The following is a 20,002-nucleotide window of genomic DNA, read 5'->3' as shown; positions in this document are numbered from 1 at the left end:
ACGGGCTTCTCCTCGCCGTGCTGGTGCATCCGGCCGACATCCAGGACGTGCACGGAGCGGTGCCGCTGCTCGAACGCCTGCGGATCAAGTTCCCCAGGCTCGGCTTCGTACTCGCCGACCGCATCTACCGGGGGAAGAAGCTCATCGAGGCGCTCGCTCCGTGCGGCCGCTGGACCATCAAGATCGTCGAGCGACCGCCCGGCGTCAAAGGCTTCCAGCTCCTGCCGCGTCGGTGGGTGGTGGAGAGAACCTTCGCCTGGTTCGGCCGCTGCCGCCGATTGGCGAAGGACTTCGAGCGCTCCATCGCAACAGCAACCGCTTGGCTCCTCGTCGCACACCTCAGGCTCCTTACCCGCCGCCTTGCGACCCCCGTCAATAAAGGCTGAATTTCGAGTCAGACACTCAGGATGACGGGACGAGGTCAGAACCGCCGGCGACAGTCGGGATGGGGGAGGCGCGGCGCGGCCGCGCGCTCCGGTTTCGGGCGGACGACGGGCCGGTGCGGGACCGGCCCGGACCGCTCGGGTCAGGCCGCCGCGGCCTTGCCCTTGGGCTGGCTCTCGGCCGTGTAGTCGTCCATCAGCCGCTTGGTGATCTGGCCGGGCGTGAACGTCCAGTCGGCGATCTCCGACACGGCCGTCACCTCGGCGGCGCTGCCGGTGATGAAGCACTCCGTGAAGCCGGTCAGCTCCTCCGGCATGATGCGCCGCTCGACCACCTCGATGCCGGCCCGGCGGGCGAGCTCGATCGCGGTCTGCCGCGTGATGCCGTCCAGGAAGCAGTCGGCGATCGGCGTGTGGATCACGCCGTCCTTGATGAAGAAGATGTTGGCACCCGTGCACTCGGCGACCCGGCCCTGCCAGTCCAGCATCATGGCGTCGGCATAGCCGCGGCGTTCCGCGCGATGCTTGCTGATGGTGCAGATCATGTAGAGGCCGGCCGCCTTGGCGAGCGACGGCGCCGTCTTCGGGTCGGGCCGGCGATACTCGGCCAGATCCAGGCGGATGCCCTTCAGGCGCGCCTCCGGATCGAAGTAGCTCGGCCACTGCCAGCTCGCGATGGCGAGGTGGATGGTGTTGTCCTGGGCCGACACGCCCATCATCTCCGAGCCGCGCCAGGCGATCGGCCGGACATAGGCGTCGCGGAAATTGTTCTTCTCGATGACGAGGCGCTTGGCCGCGTCGATCTCGGCGGCCGACCACGGGATCTCGAAGTCGAGCACGTTCGCCGAGCGCCGCAGCCGCTCCGAGTGCTGGGTGCACTTGAAGATCTCGCCGCCGTAGCAGCGCTCGCCCTCGAACACGGCGCTCGCGTAGTGAAGACCATGGGAGAGCACGTGGAGGGTGGCCTCGGTCCACGGCACCAGCTTGCCGTCGTACCAGATGACCCCGTCGAACTTGTCGAATGGAATGCCCATGGCATCCTCCTCATTGGCGGCGCGCCGAGCGCGCCGCGCGGTCGTGCCGCTGCTTTGCGTCGTGCCGGAAGTCCCGATATGGTCGCGCGGTCATGAGACCGCGCCTTGGGCGGCATGGCAACCGGGTCCCGCGAGCACGATCATTTCGCGAACCCCGCAGTTCAAGTAACAATCAACCCGAAATATGTCAACATGGCTGACATAAATGTCCGAGCAACGCCGCCCCGAGCCCTGAACATGGATCAAGGAGCCGGCGTCCCGGTGGACCCGCCGATCTGGGACATCATCGAGCTTTTGTACTTTGCGTACAGGGACTTCGTGGGCGACCCCGACAGCGTTCTGGCGACCTTCGGGTTCGGCCGGGCGCACCATCGCGTGCTGCATTTCGTCACCCGCAACCCCGGCCTCAAGGTCGCCGAGCTGCTGGACATCCTGCGCATCACCAAGCAGTCGCTCGCCCGCGTGCTCAAGCAGCTCGTCGACGAGGGCTTCATCGAGCAGCGCGAGGGCGAGACCGACCGCCGCCAGCGCCGGCTGTTCGCCACGCCCAAGGGCGAGGCGCTGGCGCTGCGCCTCGCCACCCAGCAGACCCGGCGCATCCGCCGCGCCCTCGCCGAGCTCGGCCCCGAGGGCCACGCCCAGGCGCGCCGCTTCCTGGTCGGGATGATCAATGCGGGCGGGCGCGACGAGGCGCTGCACTTCGTCGACCAGGTGACCGGCGTGCCCCGCCGTCGCTGAGCCCGAGAGCGCCATGACAGAGCCCCAGGCGATTCCCCCGGACGACGCGCCGCATCTCCTCGTGGTCGACGACGACCGCCGCATCCGCATGCTGCTGTCGCGCTACCTGACCGCCGAGGGCTATCGCGTCACCACGGCCGAATCGGCCGCCGACGCACGCGCCAAGCTGGGCGGTCTCTCGTTCGACCTGCTGATCCTCGACGTGATGATGCCGGGCGAGACCGGCTTCGAGCTCGCCCGCTCGATCCGGGTCGGCTCGAGCGTGCCGATCCTGATGCTGACCGCGCGGGCCGAGAAGCAGGACCGCATCACCGGCCTGGAGATCGGCGCCGACGACTACGTGATCAAGCCGTTCGAGCCGCGCGAGCTGTCGCTGCGGGTGGCCAGCATCCTGCGGCGGACCCAGCCGGCCGCCGCGGCGCCTCCCGAGCAGGTGCGCTTCGGCCCCTTCGTGTTCGACCTCGCCCGCTCCGAGCTGCGCAAGGGCGACGAGATCGTCCACCTCACCGACCGCGAGCGCGAGATGCTGCGCCTCCTCGCCGCCGCGCCGGGCGAGACCGTCACCCGGCTGGCGCTCGCCGGCAGCGGCGCGGCGGCCGGCGAGCGCGCCGTCGACGTGCAGGTCAACCGGCTGCGCCGCAAGATCGAGAGCAACCCGGCCAATCCGCTGCTGATCCAGACCGTGCGCGGGATCGGCTACCGCCTGGTGGTCGGCTCATGACGCCGGTCGCGCCTTCGGCGGAGCCATGACCACCCTCGACCTCGGCCTCACGCGACTGCGGACGGCGGCCGGTCAGGTCGCGTCGGTGTGGCACCGGTTCGGCCGGGTCGTGAAGAGCGTCATGCCGGCGCGGCTCTACGCCCGCACGCTGCTGATCATCATCGCGCCCATGGTGATCCTGCAGTCGGTGGTCGCCTTCGTGTTCATGGAGCGCCACTGGAACACGGTGACGCGCCGGCTCTCCGCCGCCGTGACGCAGGACATCGCGGCGCTGATCGACGTCTACCAGTCCTTTCCGCAGGACGCCGACTACACGACGCTGCGTCGGATCGCCCAGCAGCGCCTCGGCCTCGTCGTCGACGTGCTGCCCGGCACGGCGCTGCCGCCGGTCGGCCCAAAACCGTTCTTCTCGCTGCTCGACCAGGCGCTGTCGCGCGAGATCAGCCTGCAGATCGGCCGGCCGTTCTGGATCGACACGGTCGGGCGCTCGTCGCTGGTCGAGATCCGCATCCAGCTCGACACCAACGTGCTGCGCGTCTTCGCCCGCCGCAACGCCGCCTATGCGTCGAACTCCGAGATCTTCCTGCTGTGGATGGTCGGCACCTCGCTGGTCCTGATCACCATCGCGATCCTGTTCCTGCGCAACCAGATCCGGCCGATCCTGCGGCTCACCGAGGCGGTCGAGAGCTTCGGCAAGGGCCGCGACGTGCCGAACTTCGGACCGCGCGGCGCCCAGGAGGTGCGGCGCGCCGCGCTCGCCTTCATCGAGATGAAGCGCCGCGTCGAGCGCGCCATCGAGCAGCGCACCACCATGCTGGCCGGCATCTCGCACGACCTGCGCACCGTGCTGACCCGCTTCAAGCTCGAGCTGGCGCTGCTGGGCGACGGCCCCGACTTCGATCCGCTCAAGAAGGACGTCGACGAGATGGCCCGCATGGTCGAGGCCTATCTGGCCTTCGCCCGCGGCGATTCCGGCGAGCAGGCCGAGCCGACCGACATGGCGGCGTTCCTCGACGAGCTGAAGGCCGACGCCGAGCGCACCGGCCACCGCGCCAGCGTCGCGTTCCACGGCCATCCGATCGTGACGGTGCGGCCGCACGCCTTCCGGCGCTGCCTCGCCAACCTCGTCTCCAATGCCGCCCGCTACGCCGGCGAGATCGCCGTCACGGGCCACCGCGACCACCGCTGGCTCACCCTCACGGTCGACGACGACGGTCCCGGCATCCCGGCAGCGGCGCGCGAGGACGTGTTCAAGCCGTTCCTGCGCCTCGACGACGCCCGGAACCAGGACGAAGGCGGCACCGGCCTCGGCCTCGCCATCGCCCGCGACATCGCGCGATCCCACGGCGGCGACATCACGCTCGGCGACTCTCCGCTCGGCGGGTTGAGGGCCACGGTGCGGATTCCGGTGTGAGGGGGGCGGTCGCGACGTGAAGTCGCAGGATGGGTGGAGCCGAAGGCGATACCCATCATCCGTGCCACGCCGAGCAAGCGATGGGTATCGCCTGCGGCTCCACCCATCCTACGGGCTGAGGGCGACGGTGCGGAGCGGCGCCGGTCAGCGATCGACCAGCGAATAGCGGGTCGATCGTCCGCCGGCCGGGTCACGCACGAGAAGTCCTCGTCTGATCAGATCGTCGATGTCGCGCAGGGCGGTGTCCTGCGAGCAGCGGGCGATCCTGGCCCATTTGGAGGTCGTCAGCTTGCCCTCGAACCCGTCGAGCAGCCGGTCGAGCATCAGGCGCTGTCGTGAATTCAGCGATGCGCCGGCATGCACCTCGCGGAAACGGGCCTTGCGGAACACGGAGGCGAGGATCGTCTCGGCGTGATCGAAGGCGCGATCGAGGCAGTCCAGGAACCATGTGAGCCACGGTGTGATGTCGAGATCGCCTTTCTGGGTCGCCTCCAGCATGTCGTAATAGGCCCTGCGCTCCAGCCGGATCTGCGCCGACATGCTGTAGAAGCGCTGCGCGCTCCGCTCCGATCGTGCGAGCGCCATGTCGGCGATTGCGCGGGCGATCCGACCGTTGCCGTCGTCGAACGGATGGACGGTGACGAACCAGAGATGTGCGACGCCCGCCTTCAGGACGGGATCGATCGCCGCCCCGCCGTCGAACCAGTCGAGAAAGGCGCCCATCTCCGCGGCGACGCGTGCCGCGGCCGGGGCCTCGTAATGCACGCGCTCACGCTCGGGTGGCCCCGACACCACCTGCATGGGCCCGGTCTCGTCGGTTCGCCAGCCGCCGACGCGGATCCTGCGCAGCCCGCTGCGACCGGTCGGAAACAGCGCTGCGTGCCAGCCGAAGAGTCGGTCCGCGGTGAGCCTCGCGTCGTGGTGCCGGGTAGCATCGAGCATCATCTCGACCACGCCGTCGACATGGCGATCGGCCGGCGCCAACGCCCCGATGTCGAGGCTGAGCCGCCGGGCGATCGACGAGCGGACCTGAGCGCGGCTCAGGACCTCGCCCTCGATGTCGCTCGACTCGACGACCTCCTCGGTGAGGCTGTCGAGGCTCGCCTCCGCCCGCAGCGCGAAGCCCAGGTTGTCCATGCGGCCGAGAAGGCGGCCCTGCCGGTGACGCACCGCTGCGAGCCGGGTGGCGAGAGCGTCGTAGCGCCAGCGGAACCGCGGCCAGTCGTCGCGCTCGTGGATATATGCCATCAATCTCCGCATCCTCTGCGGAGATTGTGCGCTCCAATCTCCGCAACGACAAGCCTCCGTCGACCAACGAGCGTCGTGCGGCCCCTTCGTAGCCCGGGCGGAGCGCGCTACGGCCGTCAGGGGCTTGCCGAAGGGTTCCCGGGTTTCGAAGGCTCGACCCGGGTCACGACGCCAGTGGCTCCGCCCCCGAGAACCTCGAATCCCCGCATTCCGCCCCTCGGGCCGCGTGCGGGTCCCTCGGCGGGCTGAAGTGGGCGCGCTCTCGGCTCGGGTCCGTTCTTCTTGAATTAGGAAACTGTATAGTTTATTAATATGGCCCGTCCGGTTCCCGAGGTCCCATGTCGGTTCGTGCATTGATTGTCGTGCTGGCCACGACCACCCTGGCCGGGTGCGCGTCGGCCGTGCTGACCGAGGGCGGGCAGCTCTCGTCGTACAACGGGCTCGAGACCAGCAACGGCGTGCTGACGCGCGCGAAGGTGCGGGTCGACAAGGATGCCGTGCTGGCGGCCCGGACCGTCGCCTTGGCCCCGACCAAGGTCACGGCGGACGCCGCGGCCTCCGGTCTGACGCCGCAGGAGCTGCGGCTCGTCGGCAACGCCATCGACCGGGCGCTCTGCCGCGACCTCGGCCGGCGCTTCGTCGTGGTCGACAGCGGCCAGCCGGCCGACCTCACGCTCGCGGTGGCGATCACCCATGTCGACAAGACGGACACGACCGCGGCCGGCGCCTCCGTGGTCACCGGGATCGGCAGCCGGGTGGCGAGCGCCATGACCGGCGCCCCGGTTCCCTCGATGCGACTTCCGATCGGGCTCGGCAGCCTGGCCGGGGAGGCCGAGGCGAAGACTCAGGCCGGGACCCAGGTGGCGGCGCTGGTGTGGGCCCGCGGCGCCGACGTGTTCACGACCAAGGCCCGCGTCGCCAGCGAAGGCGACGCGCATCAGCTCGCCTCGGAGTTCGCCGGCGACCTCGCGAAGCTGCTGGTCACCGGCCGCGATCCGATTTCCGACCATACGCCGGCCCTGCCGACCACCGAGCGCGTCGGCGAGTATTTCGGTGCCGAGGCCAAGTATGCCGCCTGCCGGCGCTTCGGAAAGGATCCGGGCCTCGGCGACACGATCGGCAGCGCCATCGGCCTGCCGCCAGCGTGGACCGACAAGGGACCGGCCGAGCCCTGACCGTCGATCACGCGATTGGGAATTCGGCAGGTCGGCCGTCGGTTGCGCTGCGCCGCCGGTTTTGACAGCGTCGTCTTCGTCGTTCGATCGTTCCGGACGACGAGGTCTCGATGCGCCTTCGCTTTTTTCAAGACGACTCACCGCAGCGTCGTGAGCCCACGGGCTGATCGACGACACGATCGATTGCACCACCGGCCGTCACCGCGCGCTCGGCGCGGTCCGCCGCACGAGGACCGAGGTCTGCCGCTCCGGCCGGACCGCTCCTTTCCAAGATTGCGAGCCACGCCATGACGACCCGACGCGATATCGTTCACGGACTGCCGACGCTGGGCGCCGCCTTCGCAGTCGGCGGACTGTCCTTCTCGGGCGAAGGGGCGCACGCCCAGCCCGCCGCGCCGCTCGCCGGCCATTTCCATCCCAAGGGCAAGGCGCCGTCGCGGCACACCGCCGAGGTCTTGAAGCAGGCGCGCGACGGGCTGCCCTTCGCGGATGTCCGCGACTTCGAGGAGCAGCGTCGCGGCCTGATCGCACAGATGAAGCAGATGAAGATCATGGCCGAGGGCGGACACGTCGCCTGGGACATGGAGCAGTTCCGCTTTCTCGACGCCCCGGGCGAGTTCGACAGCATCCATCCGTCGTTGCTTCGCATCTCGCGATTGAACAACAATTACGGGCTCTACGAGGTCGTTCCCGGCATCTACCAGGTCCGCGGCTTCGACCTGTCCGATCTGACCATGGTCCGCGGCCGGACCGGCTGGATCGTCTTCGATCCGCTGGTCAGCGCCGAGACGGCCCGGGCCGCCTGGACGCTGTTCCAGGAGCATGTCGGGCAGGGCCTGCCGATCTCGGCCGTGATCTACTCGCACACCCATGTGGACCACTGGGGCGGCGTCCGCGGGCTGGTGACGGAGGAGGACGTCCGCTCCGGCAAGGTGCCGATCATCGCGCCGGTCGACTTCATGGCCCATACGGTCGCCGAGAACGTCTATGCCGGCAACGCCATGAACCGCCGGCTCTTCTATCAATACGGCCTGCTGCTCCCGGGGGCGCCGCACGGCTATGTCGGGCAGGGGCTCGGACAGCGCGGGTCCGCCGGATCGGTCGGGCTGATCGCGCCGACCCGGCTGGTCGAGAAGCCGATCGAGGAGATCGAGGTCGACGGGGTGCGGATGATCTTCCAGAACACCCCGAACACCGAAGCGCCGCGCGAGATGAACACCTACATCCCGGACCTGAAGGCGCTGTGGATGGCCGAGAACGTCACCGCGACGCTGCACAACATCTACACGCTGCGCGGCGCGCCGGTGCGCGACCCGCTGAACTGGTCGAAATACATCGCCGAGGCGCTCTATCGCTTCGGCCTGGAGGCCGAGGTGATGCTCGCCTCCCACCACTGGCCGCGATGGGGCAATGCGCGCATCCAGGAGGTGCTGCGGGCGCAGCGCGACCTCTACGCCCACATGAACAACCAGGTCCTGCACCTCGCCAATCAGGGCGTGACCATCAACCAGATCCACAATGTCTACGCGCTGCCGACGAGCCTGCAGCAGAAATGGGAGTGCCGCGGCTATCACGGCTCGGCCCAGCACAATGCCCGCGGCGTGGTGCAGCGCTTCCTCGGCTTCTGGGACTGCAACCCGGCGACCCTGATCCCGCTGTCGCCGTCCGACAGCGCGCCGCTCTATGTCGAGATGATGGGCGGCGCCGACAAGATTTTGGCACGGGGGCGCCAGCTCCACGACGAGGGGCGCTACCTGCTGGCGCAGGAGATCGTGAACAAGCTCGTCCAGGCCGAGCCGCAGAACGAGGCCGCCAAGGATCTGCTCGCCGACATCTTCGAGCAGATCGGCTATCAGCAGGAGAACCCCGGGCTGCGCAACAGCTTCCTGTCGGGCGCCTACGAGCTGCGCAGCGGCATTCCGCAGGGCGCCGCCGCGAGCACGTCGAGCCCCGACGTCATCCGCGCCATGACCACGGAGCTGTTCCTGAACTTCTTGGCGATCCGCATGGACAGCCGCAAGGCCGAGGGGCTGCGCTTCACCATCAACCTCGTCACGCCCGACAACGGCGAGACGTTCGTCGTCGAGCTGGAGAACGCCACGCTGACCAGCATCGCCGGGTTCCAGGCCGACAAGCCGGACCTGACCTTGACGATCGACCGCTCCGCCCTGGAGCAGACCATGATGGGGGCGAAGCCCCTGGAGGCGCAGATCGCCGACGGCACCGCGAGGGTGCAGGGCGACGTCGGCGTGCTGGCCAAGCTGGCCGCCACGATGGTCGACTTCGATCCGCGCTTCGAGGTGATGCCGGGCACCCGGCACCCCGCCGGGCCGATCTACCACGCGGACGCCTACCAGGCGGTTCCGGACCGGGCGATCGCGGAATGAAGCCGGCCGCGGCCGGCATGCTGCCCGGGTGCGTCGATCGGCGAGTCGGGTCGTTGTCAGGACGCCGGCCGCTTCGCACCGCCGCGTGCCCGCGGCGCATGGCGGTCATGCGGATTCGCAATCAATCCGTGTCACTACGCTCGTTTTGTGGGCATGATGCACCCCTAGTGGCCCAGGCACACGCGAACGACCATCCGCTCTCTCCTTCACCGGCAGTCGATTTCGCCGCGCCGGATCATTGGAGAGCACGATGAAGCAGCACGACAAGCTATTGCTCGGCTTCGTACTCGGCGTGGCGTTCGGCCTGGTCGGATACTACTATCTGCCGTCCCAGCAATATCCGTTCATGACCACGTTCAGCGAGGTCATGACGTTCATCGGCGCGACCTTCCTGCGCCTGATCTTCATGGTCGTGGTGCCGTTGATCCTGTCGGCCCTGATGCTCGGGACGATGGAGCTCGGCAAGGGCGCCGGTCTCGGCAAGGTCGCCGGGCGGTCGCTGCTGTTCACCATCCTGCTCAGCGGCACGTCGGTGGTCATCGCGGTCGTGCTCACCAACGTCCTGAAGCCCGGTGCCGGCCTCGTCTTCGACAAGGCGGCGCTGGCCCAGAACGCCGGCGTGCTGTCGATTCAGAAGAACGCCATGGCGACCGCGGCGAAGCCCTGGTACCAGTACATCGTCGACCTGCTGCCGCAGAACCCGATCGACTCGGCCGCCCGCGCCTTCTCGGGCGAGATCGTCGCCGTGATGGTTTTCGCGCTGTTCTTCGGCTGGGCGCTCTCGCGCGTCGTCCAGACCGACGACCACCCGACCAAGCAGGTGCTCGAGTCGATCTTCCAGGCCTGCATGAAGATCATCGGGCTGGCGATGACGATCGCGCCCTTCGCCATCTTCGGCATCGTGTTCAACACCGCCTACCGGATGGGCGCCGGCTTCCTTGGCAACGTCGCCTATTACGCGCTGGTCGTGGTGATCGGCCTGCTGATCCAGTTCTTCATCGTCTACGGGCTGTTCATCTGGGGCATCGGACGCACCAACCCGTTCCGCTTCTTCAGCCAGTGCAAGGACGTCTATCTCTACGCCTTCACCACGGCGTCCTCCAACGCCACCCTGCCGGTGGCGATGGAATGCGGCGAGAAGGTCCTGAAGCTGCCGCCCAGGATCGTCCGCTTCGTGCTCACCATCGGGGCGTCCGCCAACCAGAACGGCTCGGCGCTGTTCGAGGGCGTCACCGTCATCTTCCTGGCGCAGGTGTTCGGCGTCGATCTCACCATCGGCCAGCAGGTGCTGGTAGTGCTGATGTCGATGCTGGCGGGCGTCGGCACGGCCGGCGTGCCGGGCGGCGCGCTGCCGCTGATCGTGGTCGTGATGGTCCAGGTCGGCATTCCGGCCGAGGGCATCGGCCTGATCCTCGGCGTCGACCGCTTCCTCGACATGTGCCGCACCACCCTGAACGTCGGCGGCGACCTGGTCATCGCCAAGCTGGTCACGGCGACGGTCGGCGAGAAGACGCTGGCGGCGCTCCGCGACGAGCAGCCGACAGAGACCCGCGCCCCCTCCTGAACGCGCGTCGGCGCTGAAGGAAAAACCCTCCGGGCCCGCGCCCGAAGGGTTTTTCGCATGCGGACGGGGTGGTCAGCCGGGCCCGGCTCACGCCGATTCGCGCTGGGCGATCGCGAAGCCGACGTCGACGATCCGGTCCGGCACGGTCTCGCCGCGGCAGCGCGCCAGGATCATCTCGCCGGCGCGCCGGCCGATCGCTGCGCCGTCCACCCGAACGGTGGTGAGGGTCGGCACCGTGTGGGCCGAGAAGTCGGCATTGCCGAAGCCGCAGACCGCGAGATCCTCGGGCACCCGCAGCCCGCGCGCCAGGGCCTCGACGACGACCCCCTGGGCGAGCTGATCGGCGCTGCAGGCGACCGCCCGCAACGCCGGGTCCTGCTGCAGGAGCTCGCCGAGCGCGCGGCGGCCGAGGGCGAGGCTCGACGGCGCCGGGACCGTGGCGGTCGGCACCTCGCGCCCGAGGCCGGCCAGAAGACCCTGCCGGCGGAGCTGCGCGCGATGGTCGTCGCCGGTGGCGAGGCCGATCCGGCCATACCCCTTACCGACCAGATAGGCCGCGACGGCGCGGCCGACCGCGGTGTGCGAGAAGCCGACCACCATGTCGGTGGGGTTTTCTGGGAGGTCCCAGGTCTCCACCACCGGAATGCCGAGCTGGCCCACCTGACGCCGCACCGCCTCCGATCCGATCAGGCCGGTGACGACGATCCCGTCGACCCGCCGGCTGATCATCGCGTTCAGCAGCGCATCCTGGCGCGAGTTGTCGTAGCGCATCTGCCCCAGCATGAGCTGATAGCCGGCGGCATCCAGCACGTCGGTCAGGGCCTGCAGGGTCGGCAGGAACTGCGCCACGGAGAGCGCCGGAACGAGGCCGGCGATCAGCCGGCTGCGGCTCGATTTCAGGCTGCCGGCGAGCAGATTGGGGATGTAGCCGGTGGCCTGCACGGCGGCCTGCACCCGCTCGATCGTCGTGTCCGACACGAGGCTGGGCTTGGTGAGCGCGCGCGACGCCGTGATCAGCGAGACGCCGGCCACCCGGGCGACGTCGTGCAGGGTGGCGGCCTTGGTCGAGGACGGAGAGGCACCTTGTTGTCGGGGCACGGCTGCTTCGTAGGTAAAATACCCGGGTTGCGACTGGGAAAGACAACGTTATCATCGGCGCCGTTCGAAGCAAGAGCCGCGCGAACGCCCTTCCGTCTCCAGGACCTACGCTGATTCTTCCATCGCCACTTCGGGCGAATTCGTCGTCTTGAAATGACAACGTTAACATCGACGCTGGCGACCTGCATGGCTCGCGGAGATCGTCGCGCCGAAGGAGAGGAGACCCGGACATGATCCTCCATCGCGCCCTCCGCCTCGTCGGTGTCGCCGTCTGCGCTGGCGCCTTCGCGATCGCCGCGCCCTCGGACCGTGCCCTCGCCCAGTCCGACTATCCGAACAAGACCGTCACGATCGTGGTGCCGTTCCCGGCCGGCGGCTCCGCCGACATCGTCGGGCGCTGGCTGGCCGCCGGTCTCCAGGAGAAGCTCAAGCAGACCGTCATCGTCGAGAACCGCAGCGGCGCCAACGGCACGATCGGGACGGCGAGCGTCGCCCGCGCCCCGGCCGACGGCTACACGCTGCTGATCTCCGGGATCGGCTCCAACGCCATCAACTACGGGCTCTATCCCAAGCTCGCCTATGCGGACCGCGACTTCCAGCACGTCTCCCTGCTGATCACCGGTCCCAACGTGATCGCCGTCAATCCGGCCCTGCCGGCCAAGACGTTGCCCGAGCTGATTGCGCTCGCCAAGGACGCGGACGGCAAGTTCCAGGCGGCCAATTCCGGCAATGGCTCGTCCAACCATCTCGGCATGGCGATGCTGGCCAAGGCGGCCGGCTTCAAGGTGGTGCACGTGCCGTATCGCGGCGGCGCGCCGGCCATCACCGACGTCATCGCCGGCCACGTGCCGGCCATCACGCTGAACCAGGACGTCCTGCTGCCGCATGTCCAGGCCGGCAAGCTGCGCGCCCTCGCGGTCCTCAGCCTGGAGCGCAATCCCGCCTATCCGGACGTGCCGACCGTCGCCGAGCAGGGGTTTCCGGGATTCTCGGCCGTGTCGTGGTTCGGTCTGGCCGCGCCGGCCGGAACGCCGCGCGACGTCGTCGAAAAGCTCGCCAAGGCCTCCGCCGAGATCGTCTCTGAGCCGGGCCGGAAGCAGAATCTCGAGGCCAACGGCTTCGTCGTTGTCGGCAGCTCGCCCGAGAAGGCGACCGAATTCCTGAAGGCCGAGATCGCCAAGTGGAGCGAGGTCGTGAAGGCCAACGGCATCACGGTCGAATGATTCCTCGTCAACGGAGAGACCCGAACATGTCCGCCCCCGACGTCGTCGCGCCCGACCGCATCGAGACGATCAGGCTGTCGTCGTGCTTCCTGCCGCTCGCGACCCCAGTCAGTGACGCCAAGGTCCTGACCGGCCGGCAGAAGCCGATGACCGAGATCGCCTTCCTGTTCGCCGAGATCACCTCGGCGCAGGGCCATCGCGGGCTCGGCCTCAGCTATTCCAAGCGAGCCGGCGGGCCGGGCCAGTTCGTCCATGCCCGCGAGATCGCGCCGGCGCTGATCGGCGAGGACCCGAACGACATCGCCAGGCTGTGGGACAAGCTGGTCTGGGCCGGCGCCTCGGTCGGACGGAGCGGGCTCTCGACCCAGGCGATCGCCGCCTTCGACGTCGCGCTGTGGGACATGAAGGCGCGCCGCGCCGGGCTGCCGCTGTCCAAGCTGATCGGCGCGCAGCGCGATTCGGTACGCTGCTACAACACCTCGGGCGGCTTCCTGCACACGCCGCTCGACCAGGTGCTGGTCAACATCGACGCATCGCGCGAGAAGGGCATCGGCGGCATCAAGATCAAGGTGGGGCAGCCCGACTGCGCCGCCGACCTGAAGCGCATCGACACGATCCGCAAGCACCTCGGCGACGCCTTCCCGTTGATGGTCGACGCCAACCAGCAGTGGGACCGCCCGACTGCGCAGCGCATGTGCCGGGCGTTCGAGCCGTACGGCCTGGTGTGGATCGAGGAGCCGCTCGACTGCTACGACTTCGAAGGCCACGCGGCGCTCGCCGACAAGTTCGACACGCCGATCGCCACCGGCGAGATGCTGACCAGCGTCGCCGAGCACGCCGACCTGATCCGCTGGCGCGGCACCGACTTCGTCAATCCGGACGCGCCGCGGGTCGGCGGCATCACGCCGTTCCTGAAGATCCTGTCGCTCGCCGACCAGGCCGGGCTGATGATCGCGCCCCATTTCTTCATGGAGCTGCACGTCCATCTCGCCGCGGTCTATCCGCGCGAGCCGTGGGTCGAGCATTTCGAATGGCTGGAGCCGCTGTTCAACGAGCGGCTGGAGATCCGGGACGGCCGCATGCTGGTGCCGAGCCGGCCGGGGCTCGGGCTGTCGCTGAGCGACCAGGCGCGGGCCTGGACGCGGGACAGCGTCGAGATCGCCTGAGGCTGCCGCCGACACGTCTCTCGTCGCGCAGGACGGAGCGGCGGCAGCCGCTCTCGTCCCCGCGACGTGGCGGCGGCGTGACCGTCGCCGGCTACACCGCGACGGCGTCGCCGTCGGGCAGGTCGGTGGAGCGCAGCGGGCGCGGCCGACGGCGTCGGCCGAAGCCGGGGAGCAGGCTGCACACGCGGTCGAACACGCCGGAGATCTGCTGGCCGCGGCCGAGCGCACGGTCGAGCGCCGCCATGGTCCGGGCGTGGCCGGGCTCGTCGTCGTCCAGGAAGGTCGACATCACGTTGGCGTAGAGGAGCGCGAGGCCCTGCGCCCGCAGGAGCCCGGTCGGGCCGGAGGAGGGGATCTCGGCCGCCGCCAGCATCCACTGCATGGAGGTGACGGCGAAGTTGTTGAGCGCCAGCGCCAGCGGCGGGTTGGTGCGGGCCGACTGCAGCAGCGAGCGCACCGACTCCTTGTAGGGCGACAGCGCCTCGAAGCGGCGCATCAGCACGTCGAACAGCCGCTCGCGGGTCGGCTCGTCGGTCATGTCGTCGTGGTCGCCGTCCAGGACCTCGCGGTCGATCTCCTTGATGTGGGCCGCCAAAATGGCGAGCTTGGAGCCGAACTGGCCGCGCAGCTCGGCCAGCGAGACGCCGGCCCGGGCCGCGATGTCGCCGAGGCCGATCGTCTCCCACGGCTGCTCGGCCAAGAGCTCCATGAAGGCTTCGATCATCCGACCGCGCGGCGTGCCGATGCGGCCGGGCGCCTTGCGGGCGCGCTCCTGGCCGGTGGCGCCGCCGCCGGCGGCCGGGATGTCCTCGAAGCCGTCGTCGTCGCTCGCGGGGGGACGGGGCTTACGCGCCATGGGCCTGCTCCTCTGGCTGACTGAGCTCGCCGTCTATGTAATTCCCCGCAGGCGAGGGTGCCAGGGTGTCGTCGTGACGCGGGCGACGGGGCGGAACGGTTCACCCGGCCAGCTCGCGCGAGCGCCGGGTCGCGGCGGCGACGGCCTTCTCCAGGAGCGGGTCGAGGCCGTCCTTCGCCATCAGGACGTCGAGGGCCGCGGCCGTGGTGCCTCCCGGCGAGGTGACGTTCTTGCGCAGCGTCGCGGCGTCGAGCGGCGAGCGGAACAGCAGCTCGCCGGCTCCGGCCACCGTCTCGCGGGCGATCTTCTCGGCGAGCTCCGCCGGCAGGCCGGCCGCCACGCCGGCCCGAGCCAGGCTTTCGGCGAGCAGGAACACATAGGCCGGGCCGGAGCCGGAGACCGCCGTGACGGCGTCGATCAGGCCCTCCTCGGCGACCCAGTCGACCTTGCCGGTGGCGCCCAGCAGGTTCTGGGCGAGGGTCCGCCCGGCCTCCGGCACGGCGGCGTTGGCGACCGCCACCGTCATGCCGCGGCCGATCGCGGCCGGCGTGTTGGGCATGGCGCGCACCGCCGGCGTGCCCGCGCCGAACACCTGCTCCAGGAAGCCCAGCGTCTTGCCGGCCATGATCGAGATCACCACGGCCCCGGCGGCGGTCAGCCCGGCGAGCGGCGGCAGCGCCTCGGCCGCGGTCTGCGGCTTCACGGCCAGCACCACGGCCTCGGGCTTCAACCCGGCCGGATCGGGATTGAGGCGCAGCCCGCCGATCGCCTGCGCCGCCACGTCGGCGGAGGGGTGCGGCTCCAGGACCACGATCTTGCGCGCGTCGAGGCCGAGGCGAAGCCAGCCGTCGAGCAATGCGCCGCCCATCTTGCCGGCGCCGACCAGCACGACCGGCCCCTTGATGCCGTGCAACGGGCCGCCGGCCGCCGACGCGGGCTTGGCCGGGCGCTTGGTCTCGGGCTTCGACTGGGACATCACGGAAAAACCTCTCGCACGGGGGCGCCGGGCCGGGCCGGAGCGCCGGAATCACATTGACCGCCGGGCGAGGCTTCGTCCAAAACCCCGTCGCATCGGTCCCGTGCGGCTCGATCGGACACTCTGCGCCGCTTGGCAAGAGTCCCGATGGTCCGACCCGCGGGCGACATGGCGGACACTCACGCAAGACATTGGGGCGAGTATGGCCAAGGCGGTTCTGGGCATCATCGGCGGATCCGGCATTTACGACCTTCCGGGTCTCGAGAACGTGGTCGAGAAGCGGGTCGAGAGCCCGTGGGGCGAGCCCTCCGGCCCGCTGGTCATGGGCGAGGTCGCGGGCCTGCCGATCGTCTTCCTGTCGCGCCACGGCACCGGCCACCGCATCTCGCCCTCCGACATCAACTACCGGGCGAACATCGACGTCCTCAAGCGCGTCGGCATCACCGACATCGTCACGCTGTCGGCCTGCGGCTCGTTCAAGCAGGAGCTGGCGCCCGGCACCTTCGTGCTGATCGACCAGTTCGTCGACCGCACCTACAAGCGCGAGAGCTCGTTCTTCGGCACCGGCTGCGTCGCCCATGTCTCGATGGCGCATCCGATCTCGCCGCGCCTGCGCATCCACATCGCCGAGGCGGCCCGCGCCGAGGACATCGGCGTGGTGCACGACGGCACCTATGTGTGCATCGAGGGGCCGCAGTTCTCCAGCTATGCCGAGAGCATGACCTACAAGCAGGCGGGCTATTCGGTGATCGGCATGACCAACATGCCGGAGGCCAAGCTCGCCCGCGAGGCGGAGATTTGCTACGCCTCGATCGCGATGGTGACCGACTTCGACTGCTGGCACCCCGACCACGACGCCGTCACGGTGCAGGACATCATCAAGGTGCTGGTCGAGAACGCCGAGAAGGCGAAGCGCCTGGTCGGGCGGCTCGCCCGCGATTTTCCTCGCGAGCACGAGCCGTGCCCGATCGGCTCCGACCGGGCCCTCGACAGCGCCCTGATCACGGCGCCGCAGGCGCGCGATCCTGCCCTGCTGGCCAAGCTCGACGCCGTGGCGGGACGGGTGCTGAAAGGCTGATCGCCACGGCGCTGGCGCGAGCGACACCCCGGCGTCGCCCGCGGCGGCGTCGATGTGTCCGTTCCGCATCGGCTGCAAAATTGTCGGCCGGAGGTACGCGCAGGCGCTGGCCCTGGAGCATGGGCCCGACATAATGCGGTATAGCCGAAACGCACGGGGCCGGTTGCGAGGGCCGGTCCGCTGCGACTCCGTTCCGTTCGAACCGAAAAGTGCGCCTCGATGCGACTGATCTCCGTCCTGCTCGCGCTCCTGATGGTGGTGGCCGGCGGGAGCCTCGCGCGAGCGCAGGACCGGGCTCCGGCCTCCGACCTCGGCGGCATTCTCTCCCGCGGCGTGCTGCGGGTCGCCCTGCCGGCCTTCGATTCCCCGCCCTTCTTCGAGACCCGCGACGGCGACGTCGCCGGCTTCGACATCGACATCGCTCGCCGGATCGCGGCCGAGCTCGGCGTCGACGTGGAGTTTCTCCGCGGGGCGGCGAGCTTCAACGAGGTCGTCGACGTGGTGGCGCGCGGCGAGGCGGACATCGCCGTCTGCAAGCTCAGCCGCACGCTGCCGCGCGCCCGCCGGGTGATCTTCACGCGGCCCTATGTCCTGCTCAAGCACGCCCTGGTGCTCAACCGCATCCGCTTCGCCGAGATCGCGCAAGGGCGCGACGCGCCGGTGGTGTTGCGCGACTACCGCGGCTCGCTCGCCGTCATCGCCGACTCGGCCTTCGCCGAGTTCGCCCGCCGCAATTTCCCGAAGGCCGAGATCCAGGCGTTCCCCGATTGGGACAGCGTGCTGGCCGCGGTGCGCAGTGGCCGCGTCGCCGCCGCCTACCGGGACGAGCTGGAGATCAAGCGGATGCTGGTCGAGCACGCCTCCGCCTCGCTGATGCTGCGCACCGTCACGCTCGGCGATCTCACCGACTCGATCAGCATGGCGGTGCCGGCGTCGTCGCCCCACTTCGCGGCCTGGCTCGACCTCTTCATCGCCGATCGGATCGGAACCAGCACGGTGGACGCCGTGCTGGGGCGCTCCGAGCGGGCCGCGCACTGACCCGGTGCGGAGATCGAAAGCACGCCATGCCGAGCCGCGTCGTGAAGTTCCTACACTCGCCGTTGTCGGTGGCGATGTTTCTCGTCGCCGGCGTGCTGGTCGGCGTCTACGCGCCGGGGTTCGCGAGGTCGCTCGCTCCGTTCAGCAAGCTGTATATCGATCTGCTGAAGATGATCGTGCTGCCGCTGATCGTCTCGTCGATCATCTTCAGCCTGCGCAGCCTCATCCACGACCCAAAGGCCGGCAGCTACATCATCAAGGTCGCGGCCGCCGTCGTGCTGGTGTCGGCCGCCGCCGTCGCGGTCGCCATGGCGCTGACGCTGCTGATGCGGCCCGGCGAGATCAGCGACCCGGCGATCCGCGCCGCCTTCGGCCAGATCGTCAGCCGCGACACGGTGAGCACCGAGCTGCAGATGAACCTGCACGAGATCGCGGCGCCTGGCTCCCAGTCGCGGCTCATCGACACGCTCTTGTCGGTCGTGCCGAGCAACATCTTCCAGGCGCTGGCGACCGGCGACACCGTCAAGGTGCTGGTGTTCGCCTTGCTGTTCGGCTTCGCCATCGGCCGGGTGCCGGTGGCGGTCTCCGACCCGCTCGCCCACTCGCTCGACACCGTCTATCGCGCCTGCATCATCCTGACGCGCTGGTTCAACCTGATGCTGCCCTTCGCGACCTTCGCCATGATCGCCGACCAGACCGCGATCGTCGGCTTCCGCACGCTGCGGCTGATGGTCGACTTCCTCGGCGTGATCGGCCTGGCGACCGCGCTGCTGGTCGCCGTGTCGATCGTCGTCGTGGCGCTGCGCACCCGGCGGACGCCGTGGGCCGTGCTGCGCGCCCATCAGGACGTCGCCGTGATGGCGATCGCCACGCGCTCGAGCGTCGCCTGCATCCCGGCCATGATCGACACCCTGACCGAGCGGCTCGGCCTGCGGCGCGACGTCGTCGAGCTCTTGGTGCCGCTGCAGACCGCGATCGTGCGGGCCGGCCCGATCATGCTGTTCGTGGTCGGGCCCCTGTTCGTCGCCCAGCTCTACGGACGGGTCCTGGACGGCTCCGATCTGGTGTTCCTCGCCGTCGTCTCGGTCCTGCTCGGCCTGACCACGGCCGGCATGTCGGGCATCACGGTGCTGACCCAGGTCGGCATCGTCTGCGGCTATCTGGGCCTGCCGTTCGAGGCGGCCTTCGTGCTGTTCGTGGCGGTCGACGCCGTCACCGACACGCTGCGCACCGTGACGCTGGTGTTCACCATCGACGCGGCGACGGCCAGCATCGCCCCGCTCGATCCGGACGCCCACACCTATGCGGTCGAGGAGGCGCTGCCGCTGGAGCCGGCCGCCCCGCGCGCGTGACGGGCGCCGCCTTCTCGGATATCCAGTCCGACCGTGACCGCATGACGTCAGGGGCAGGGAGGGGCGACCATGATCACGCTGGAGCCGATCGGGGTGGTGCGCGGCGGCCGGGCCGAGGCCGTGGACGACGCCTGGGGCACGGTCGAAGCCGACATCGTGCTGGATCCGGCCCGGCTGAAACCCGAGGCGACGCTGGGCCTGACCTCCTTCAGCCACGTCGTCGTGGTGTTCCACATGCACAAGGTCGCCGAGGACAAGGTCGAGACCGGGGCCCGCCATCCGCGCGAGCGGCAGGACTGGCCGCTGCTCGGCATCCTGGCGCAGCCGGCGCGGCTGCGGCCGAACCGCGTCGGCGTCACCACGGTCGCCCTCGTGTCGGTCGACGGGCTGACCCTGCGGGTGCGCGGGCTGGACGCCATCGACGGCACGCCGGTGCTCGACATCAAGCCCTTCATCACCGGCTTCTCGCCCCGCGGCGTGATCCGCGAGCCGACCTGGGCGCGAGAGCTCATGCAGGACTACTTTTGAGGGCCGAGACCCGCCGCGGCCGG

General features: G+C 69.5%; 18 protein-coding genes. 13 read left to right on the top strand and 5 right to left on the bottom strand.

Going from position 1 to position 20,002, the window contains the following annotated elements:
- Positions 1–386 (top strand): transposase (locus CH341_RS15200; protein WP_146604484.1); only part of this gene is annotated, 386 nt, incomplete at its 5' end.
- A 140-nt stretch (positions 387–526) separates the two neighbouring features.
- On the opposite strand, the gene CH341_RS15195 is transcribed toward CH341_RS15200, so the two are convergent.
- Positions 527–1,417, bottom strand: coding sequence for a branched-chain amino acid aminotransferase (locus CH341_RS15195; protein WP_111419855.1), 891 nt, complete (start codon positions 1,415–1,417; stop codon positions 527–529).
- A gap of 192 nt (positions 1,418–1,609) precedes the next feature.
- On the opposite strand from CH341_RS15195, the gene CH341_RS15190 reads away from it, so the two are divergent.
- Genes CH341_RS15190 through CH341_RS15180 form a run of 3 tightly spaced genes read left to right on the top strand, consistent with a single transcriptional unit; the run spans position 1,610 to position 4,290 of the window.
- A complete protein-coding gene (locus CH341_RS15190; protein WP_111419854.1) occupies positions 1,610–2,155 on the top strand; it encodes a MarR family winged helix-turn-helix transcriptional regulator in 546 nt (181 codons plus the stop codon).
- A 13-nt stretch (positions 2,156–2,168) separates the two neighbouring features.
- Positions 2,169–2,876 carry a response regulator gene (locus CH341_RS15185; protein ID WP_111419853.1) on the top strand — a complete coding sequence of 236 codons (708 nt, stop codon included), beginning with the start codon at positions 2,169–2,171 and terminating at the stop codon, positions 2,874–2,876.
- 25 nt (positions 2,877–2,901) lie between these two features.
- The gene (locus CH341_RS15180) at positions 2,902–4,290 is read left to right on the top strand and encodes an ATP-binding protein (RefSeq protein WP_111419852.1); all 1,389 of its coding nucleotides are present in this window, start codon (positions 2,902–2,904) and stop codon (positions 4,288–4,290) included.
- A 144-nt stretch (positions 4,291–4,434) separates the two neighbouring features.
- Here CH341_RS15180 and CH341_RS15175 read toward each other — a convergent pair whose 3' ends face one another.
- Complete coding sequence (locus CH341_RS15175; protein WP_111419851.1) at positions 4,435–5,538, bottom strand: Fic family protein; 1,104 nt, start codon at positions 5,536–5,538, stop codon at positions 4,435–4,437.
- 338 nt (positions 5,539–5,876) lie between these two features.
- Here CH341_RS15175 and CH341_RS15170 point away from each other — a divergent pair, with 338 nt between their 5' ends.
- The 3 genes from CH341_RS15170 to CH341_RS15160 all read left to right on the top strand — a co-directional run bounded on the left by CH341_RS15170 (position 5,877) and on the right by CH341_RS15160 (position 10,664).
- A complete protein-coding gene (locus CH341_RS15170; protein ID WP_111419850.1) occupies positions 5,877–6,713 on the top strand; it encodes a DUF3313 domain-containing protein in 837 nt (278 codons plus the stop codon).
- 287 nt (positions 6,714–7,000) lie between these two features.
- Positions 7,001–9,100: an alkyl/aryl-sulfatase gene (locus tag CH341_RS15165; RefSeq protein WP_111419849.1), complete on the top strand. Its 2,100-nt coding sequence runs from the start codon at positions 7,001–7,003 to the stop codon at positions 9,098–9,100.
- A 250-nt stretch (positions 9,101–9,350) separates the two neighbouring features.
- Complete coding sequence (locus CH341_RS15160) at positions 9,351–10,664, top strand: dicarboxylate/amino acid:cation symporter (RefSeq protein ID WP_111419848.1); 1,314 nt, start codon at positions 9,351–9,353, stop codon at positions 10,662–10,664.
- Positions 10,665–10,751: 87 nt separating this feature from the next.
- Here the strand turns inward: CH341_RS15160 and CH341_RS15155 are convergent, their stop codons facing one another.
- Positions 10,752–11,762, bottom strand: coding sequence for a LacI family DNA-binding transcriptional regulator (locus tag CH341_RS15155; protein WP_111419847.1), 1,011 nt, complete (start codon positions 11,760–11,762; stop codon positions 10,752–10,754).
- A 230-nt stretch (positions 11,763–11,992) separates the two neighbouring features.
- On the opposite strand from CH341_RS15155, the gene CH341_RS15150 reads away from it, so the two are divergent.
- Both CH341_RS15150 and CH341_RS15145 read left to right on the top strand, forming a co-directional pair.
- Positions 11,993–12,985, top strand: a complete 993-nt coding sequence (locus CH341_RS15150; protein WP_111419846.1) for a Bug family tripartite tricarboxylate transporter substrate binding protein — start codon at positions 11,993–11,995, stop codon at positions 12,983–12,985.
- 26 nt (positions 12,986–13,011) lie between these two features.
- Positions 13,012–14,151 (top strand): L-talarate/galactarate dehydratase, encoded by a 1,140-nt coding sequence (locus CH341_RS15145; RefSeq protein WP_245431073.1) that lies wholly within the window; start codon positions 13,012–13,014, stop codon positions 14,149–14,151.
- A gap of 91 nt (positions 14,152–14,242) precedes the next feature.
- Here CH341_RS15145 and CH341_RS15140 read toward each other — a convergent pair whose 3' ends face one another.
- Entirely contained in the window at positions 14,243–15,007 is a 765-nt protein-coding gene (locus CH341_RS15140) for a TetR/AcrR family transcriptional regulator (protein ID WP_111419844.1), read from the bottom strand.
- Between the two features lie 100 nt (positions 15,008–15,107).
- Entirely contained in the window at positions 15,108–15,983 is an 876-nt protein-coding gene (proC, locus tag CH341_RS15135) for a pyrroline-5-carboxylate reductase (RefSeq protein ID WP_111419843.1), read from the bottom strand.
- A 202-nt stretch (positions 15,984–16,185) separates the two neighbouring features.
- On the opposite strand from proC, the gene CH341_RS15130 reads away from it, so the two are divergent.
- From CH341_RS15130 to CH341_RS15115, 4 genes are all read left to right on the top strand, one after another.
- Positions 16,186–17,061 (top strand): S-methyl-5'-thioadenosine phosphorylase, encoded by an 876-nt coding sequence (locus CH341_RS15130; protein ID WP_111419842.1) that lies wholly within the window; start codon positions 16,186–16,188, stop codon positions 17,059–17,061.
- A 219-nt stretch (positions 17,062–17,280) separates the two neighbouring features.
- On the top strand, positions 17,281–18,099 hold the full coding sequence (locus CH341_RS15125; RefSeq protein WP_111419841.1) for a substrate-binding periplasmic protein: 819 nt from the start codon (positions 17,281–17,283) through the stop codon (positions 18,097–18,099).
- Positions 18,100–18,140: 41 nt separating this feature from the next.
- Positions 18,141–19,451, top strand: a complete 1,311-nt coding sequence (locus tag CH341_RS15120) for a dicarboxylate/amino acid:cation symporter (protein ID WP_170149636.1) — start codon at positions 18,141–18,143, stop codon at positions 19,449–19,451.
- Between the two features lie 69 nt (positions 19,452–19,520).
- Positions 19,521–19,979 carry an SAM-dependent methyltransferase gene (locus tag CH341_RS15115; RefSeq protein WP_111419839.1) on the top strand — a complete coding sequence of 153 codons (459 nt, stop codon included), beginning with the start codon at positions 19,521–19,523 and terminating at the stop codon, positions 19,977–19,979.
- Positions 19,980–20,002 lie beyond the last annotated feature (23 nt).

This window comes from Rhodoplanes roseus, from assembly GCF_003258865.1.
GTDB classification, from domain to species: Bacteria; Pseudomonadota; Alphaproteobacteria; order Rhizobiales; family Xanthobacteraceae; genus Rhodoplanes; species Rhodoplanes roseus.
Note: the sequence above shows the minus strand (reverse complement) of the source record. Positions and strands in the feature narration are given on the sequence as shown.

Bases quoted from the DNA above. Each gene is read 5' to 3' on its own strand.
- CH341_RS15195 (WP_111419855.1), bottom strand. From the start codon at position 1,417: ATGGGCATTCCATTCGACAAGTTCGACGGGGTCATCTGGTACGACGGC.
- CH341_RS15190 (WP_111419854.1), top strand. From the start codon at position 1,610: ATGGCTGACATAAATGTCCGAGCAACGCCGCCCCGAGCCCTGAACATG.
- CH341_RS15185 (WP_111419853.1), top strand. From the start codon at position 2,169: ATGACAGAGCCCCAGGCGATTCCCCCGGACGACGCGCCGCATCTCCTC.
- CH341_RS15180 (WP_111419852.1), top strand. From the start codon at position 2,902: ATGACCACCCTCGACCTCGGCCTCACGCGACTGCGGACGGCGGCCGGT.
- CH341_RS15175 (WP_111419851.1), bottom strand. From the start codon at position 5,538: ATGGCATATATCCACGAGCGCGACGACTGGCCGCGGTTCCGCTGGCGC.
- CH341_RS15170 (WP_111419850.1), top strand. From the start codon at position 5,877: ATGTCGGTTCGTGCATTGATTGTCGTGCTGGCCACGACCACCCTGGCC.
- CH341_RS15165 (WP_111419849.1), top strand. From the start codon at position 7,001: ATGACGACCCGACGCGATATCGTTCACGGACTGCCGACGCTGGGCGCC.
- CH341_RS15160 (WP_111419848.1), top strand. From the start codon at position 9,351: ATGAAGCAGCACGACAAGCTATTGCTCGGCTTCGTACTCGGCGTGGCG.
- CH341_RS15150 (WP_111419846.1), top strand. From the start codon at position 11,993: ATGATCCTCCATCGCGCCCTCCGCCTCGTCGGTGTCGCCGTCTGCGCT.
- CH341_RS15145 (WP_245431073.1), top strand. From the start codon at position 13,012: ATGTCCGCCCCCGACGTCGTCGCGCCCGACCGCATCGAGACGATCAGG.
- CH341_RS15140 (WP_111419844.1), bottom strand. From the start codon at position 15,007: ATGGCGCGTAAGCCCCGTCCCCCCGCGAGCGACGACGACGGCTTCGAG.
- proC (WP_111419843.1), bottom strand. From the start codon at position 15,983: ATGTCCCAGTCGAAGCCCGAGACCAAGCGCCCGGCCAAGCCCGCGTCG.
- CH341_RS15130 (WP_111419842.1), top strand. From the start codon at position 16,186: ATGGCCAAGGCGGTTCTGGGCATCATCGGCGGATCCGGCATTTACGAC.
- CH341_RS15125 (WP_111419841.1), top strand. From the start codon at position 17,281: ATGCGACTGATCTCCGTCCTGCTCGCGCTCCTGATGGTGGTGGCCGGC.
- CH341_RS15115 (WP_111419839.1), top strand. From the start codon at position 19,521: ATGATCACGCTGGAGCCGATCGGGGTGGTGCGCGGCGGCCGGGCCGAG.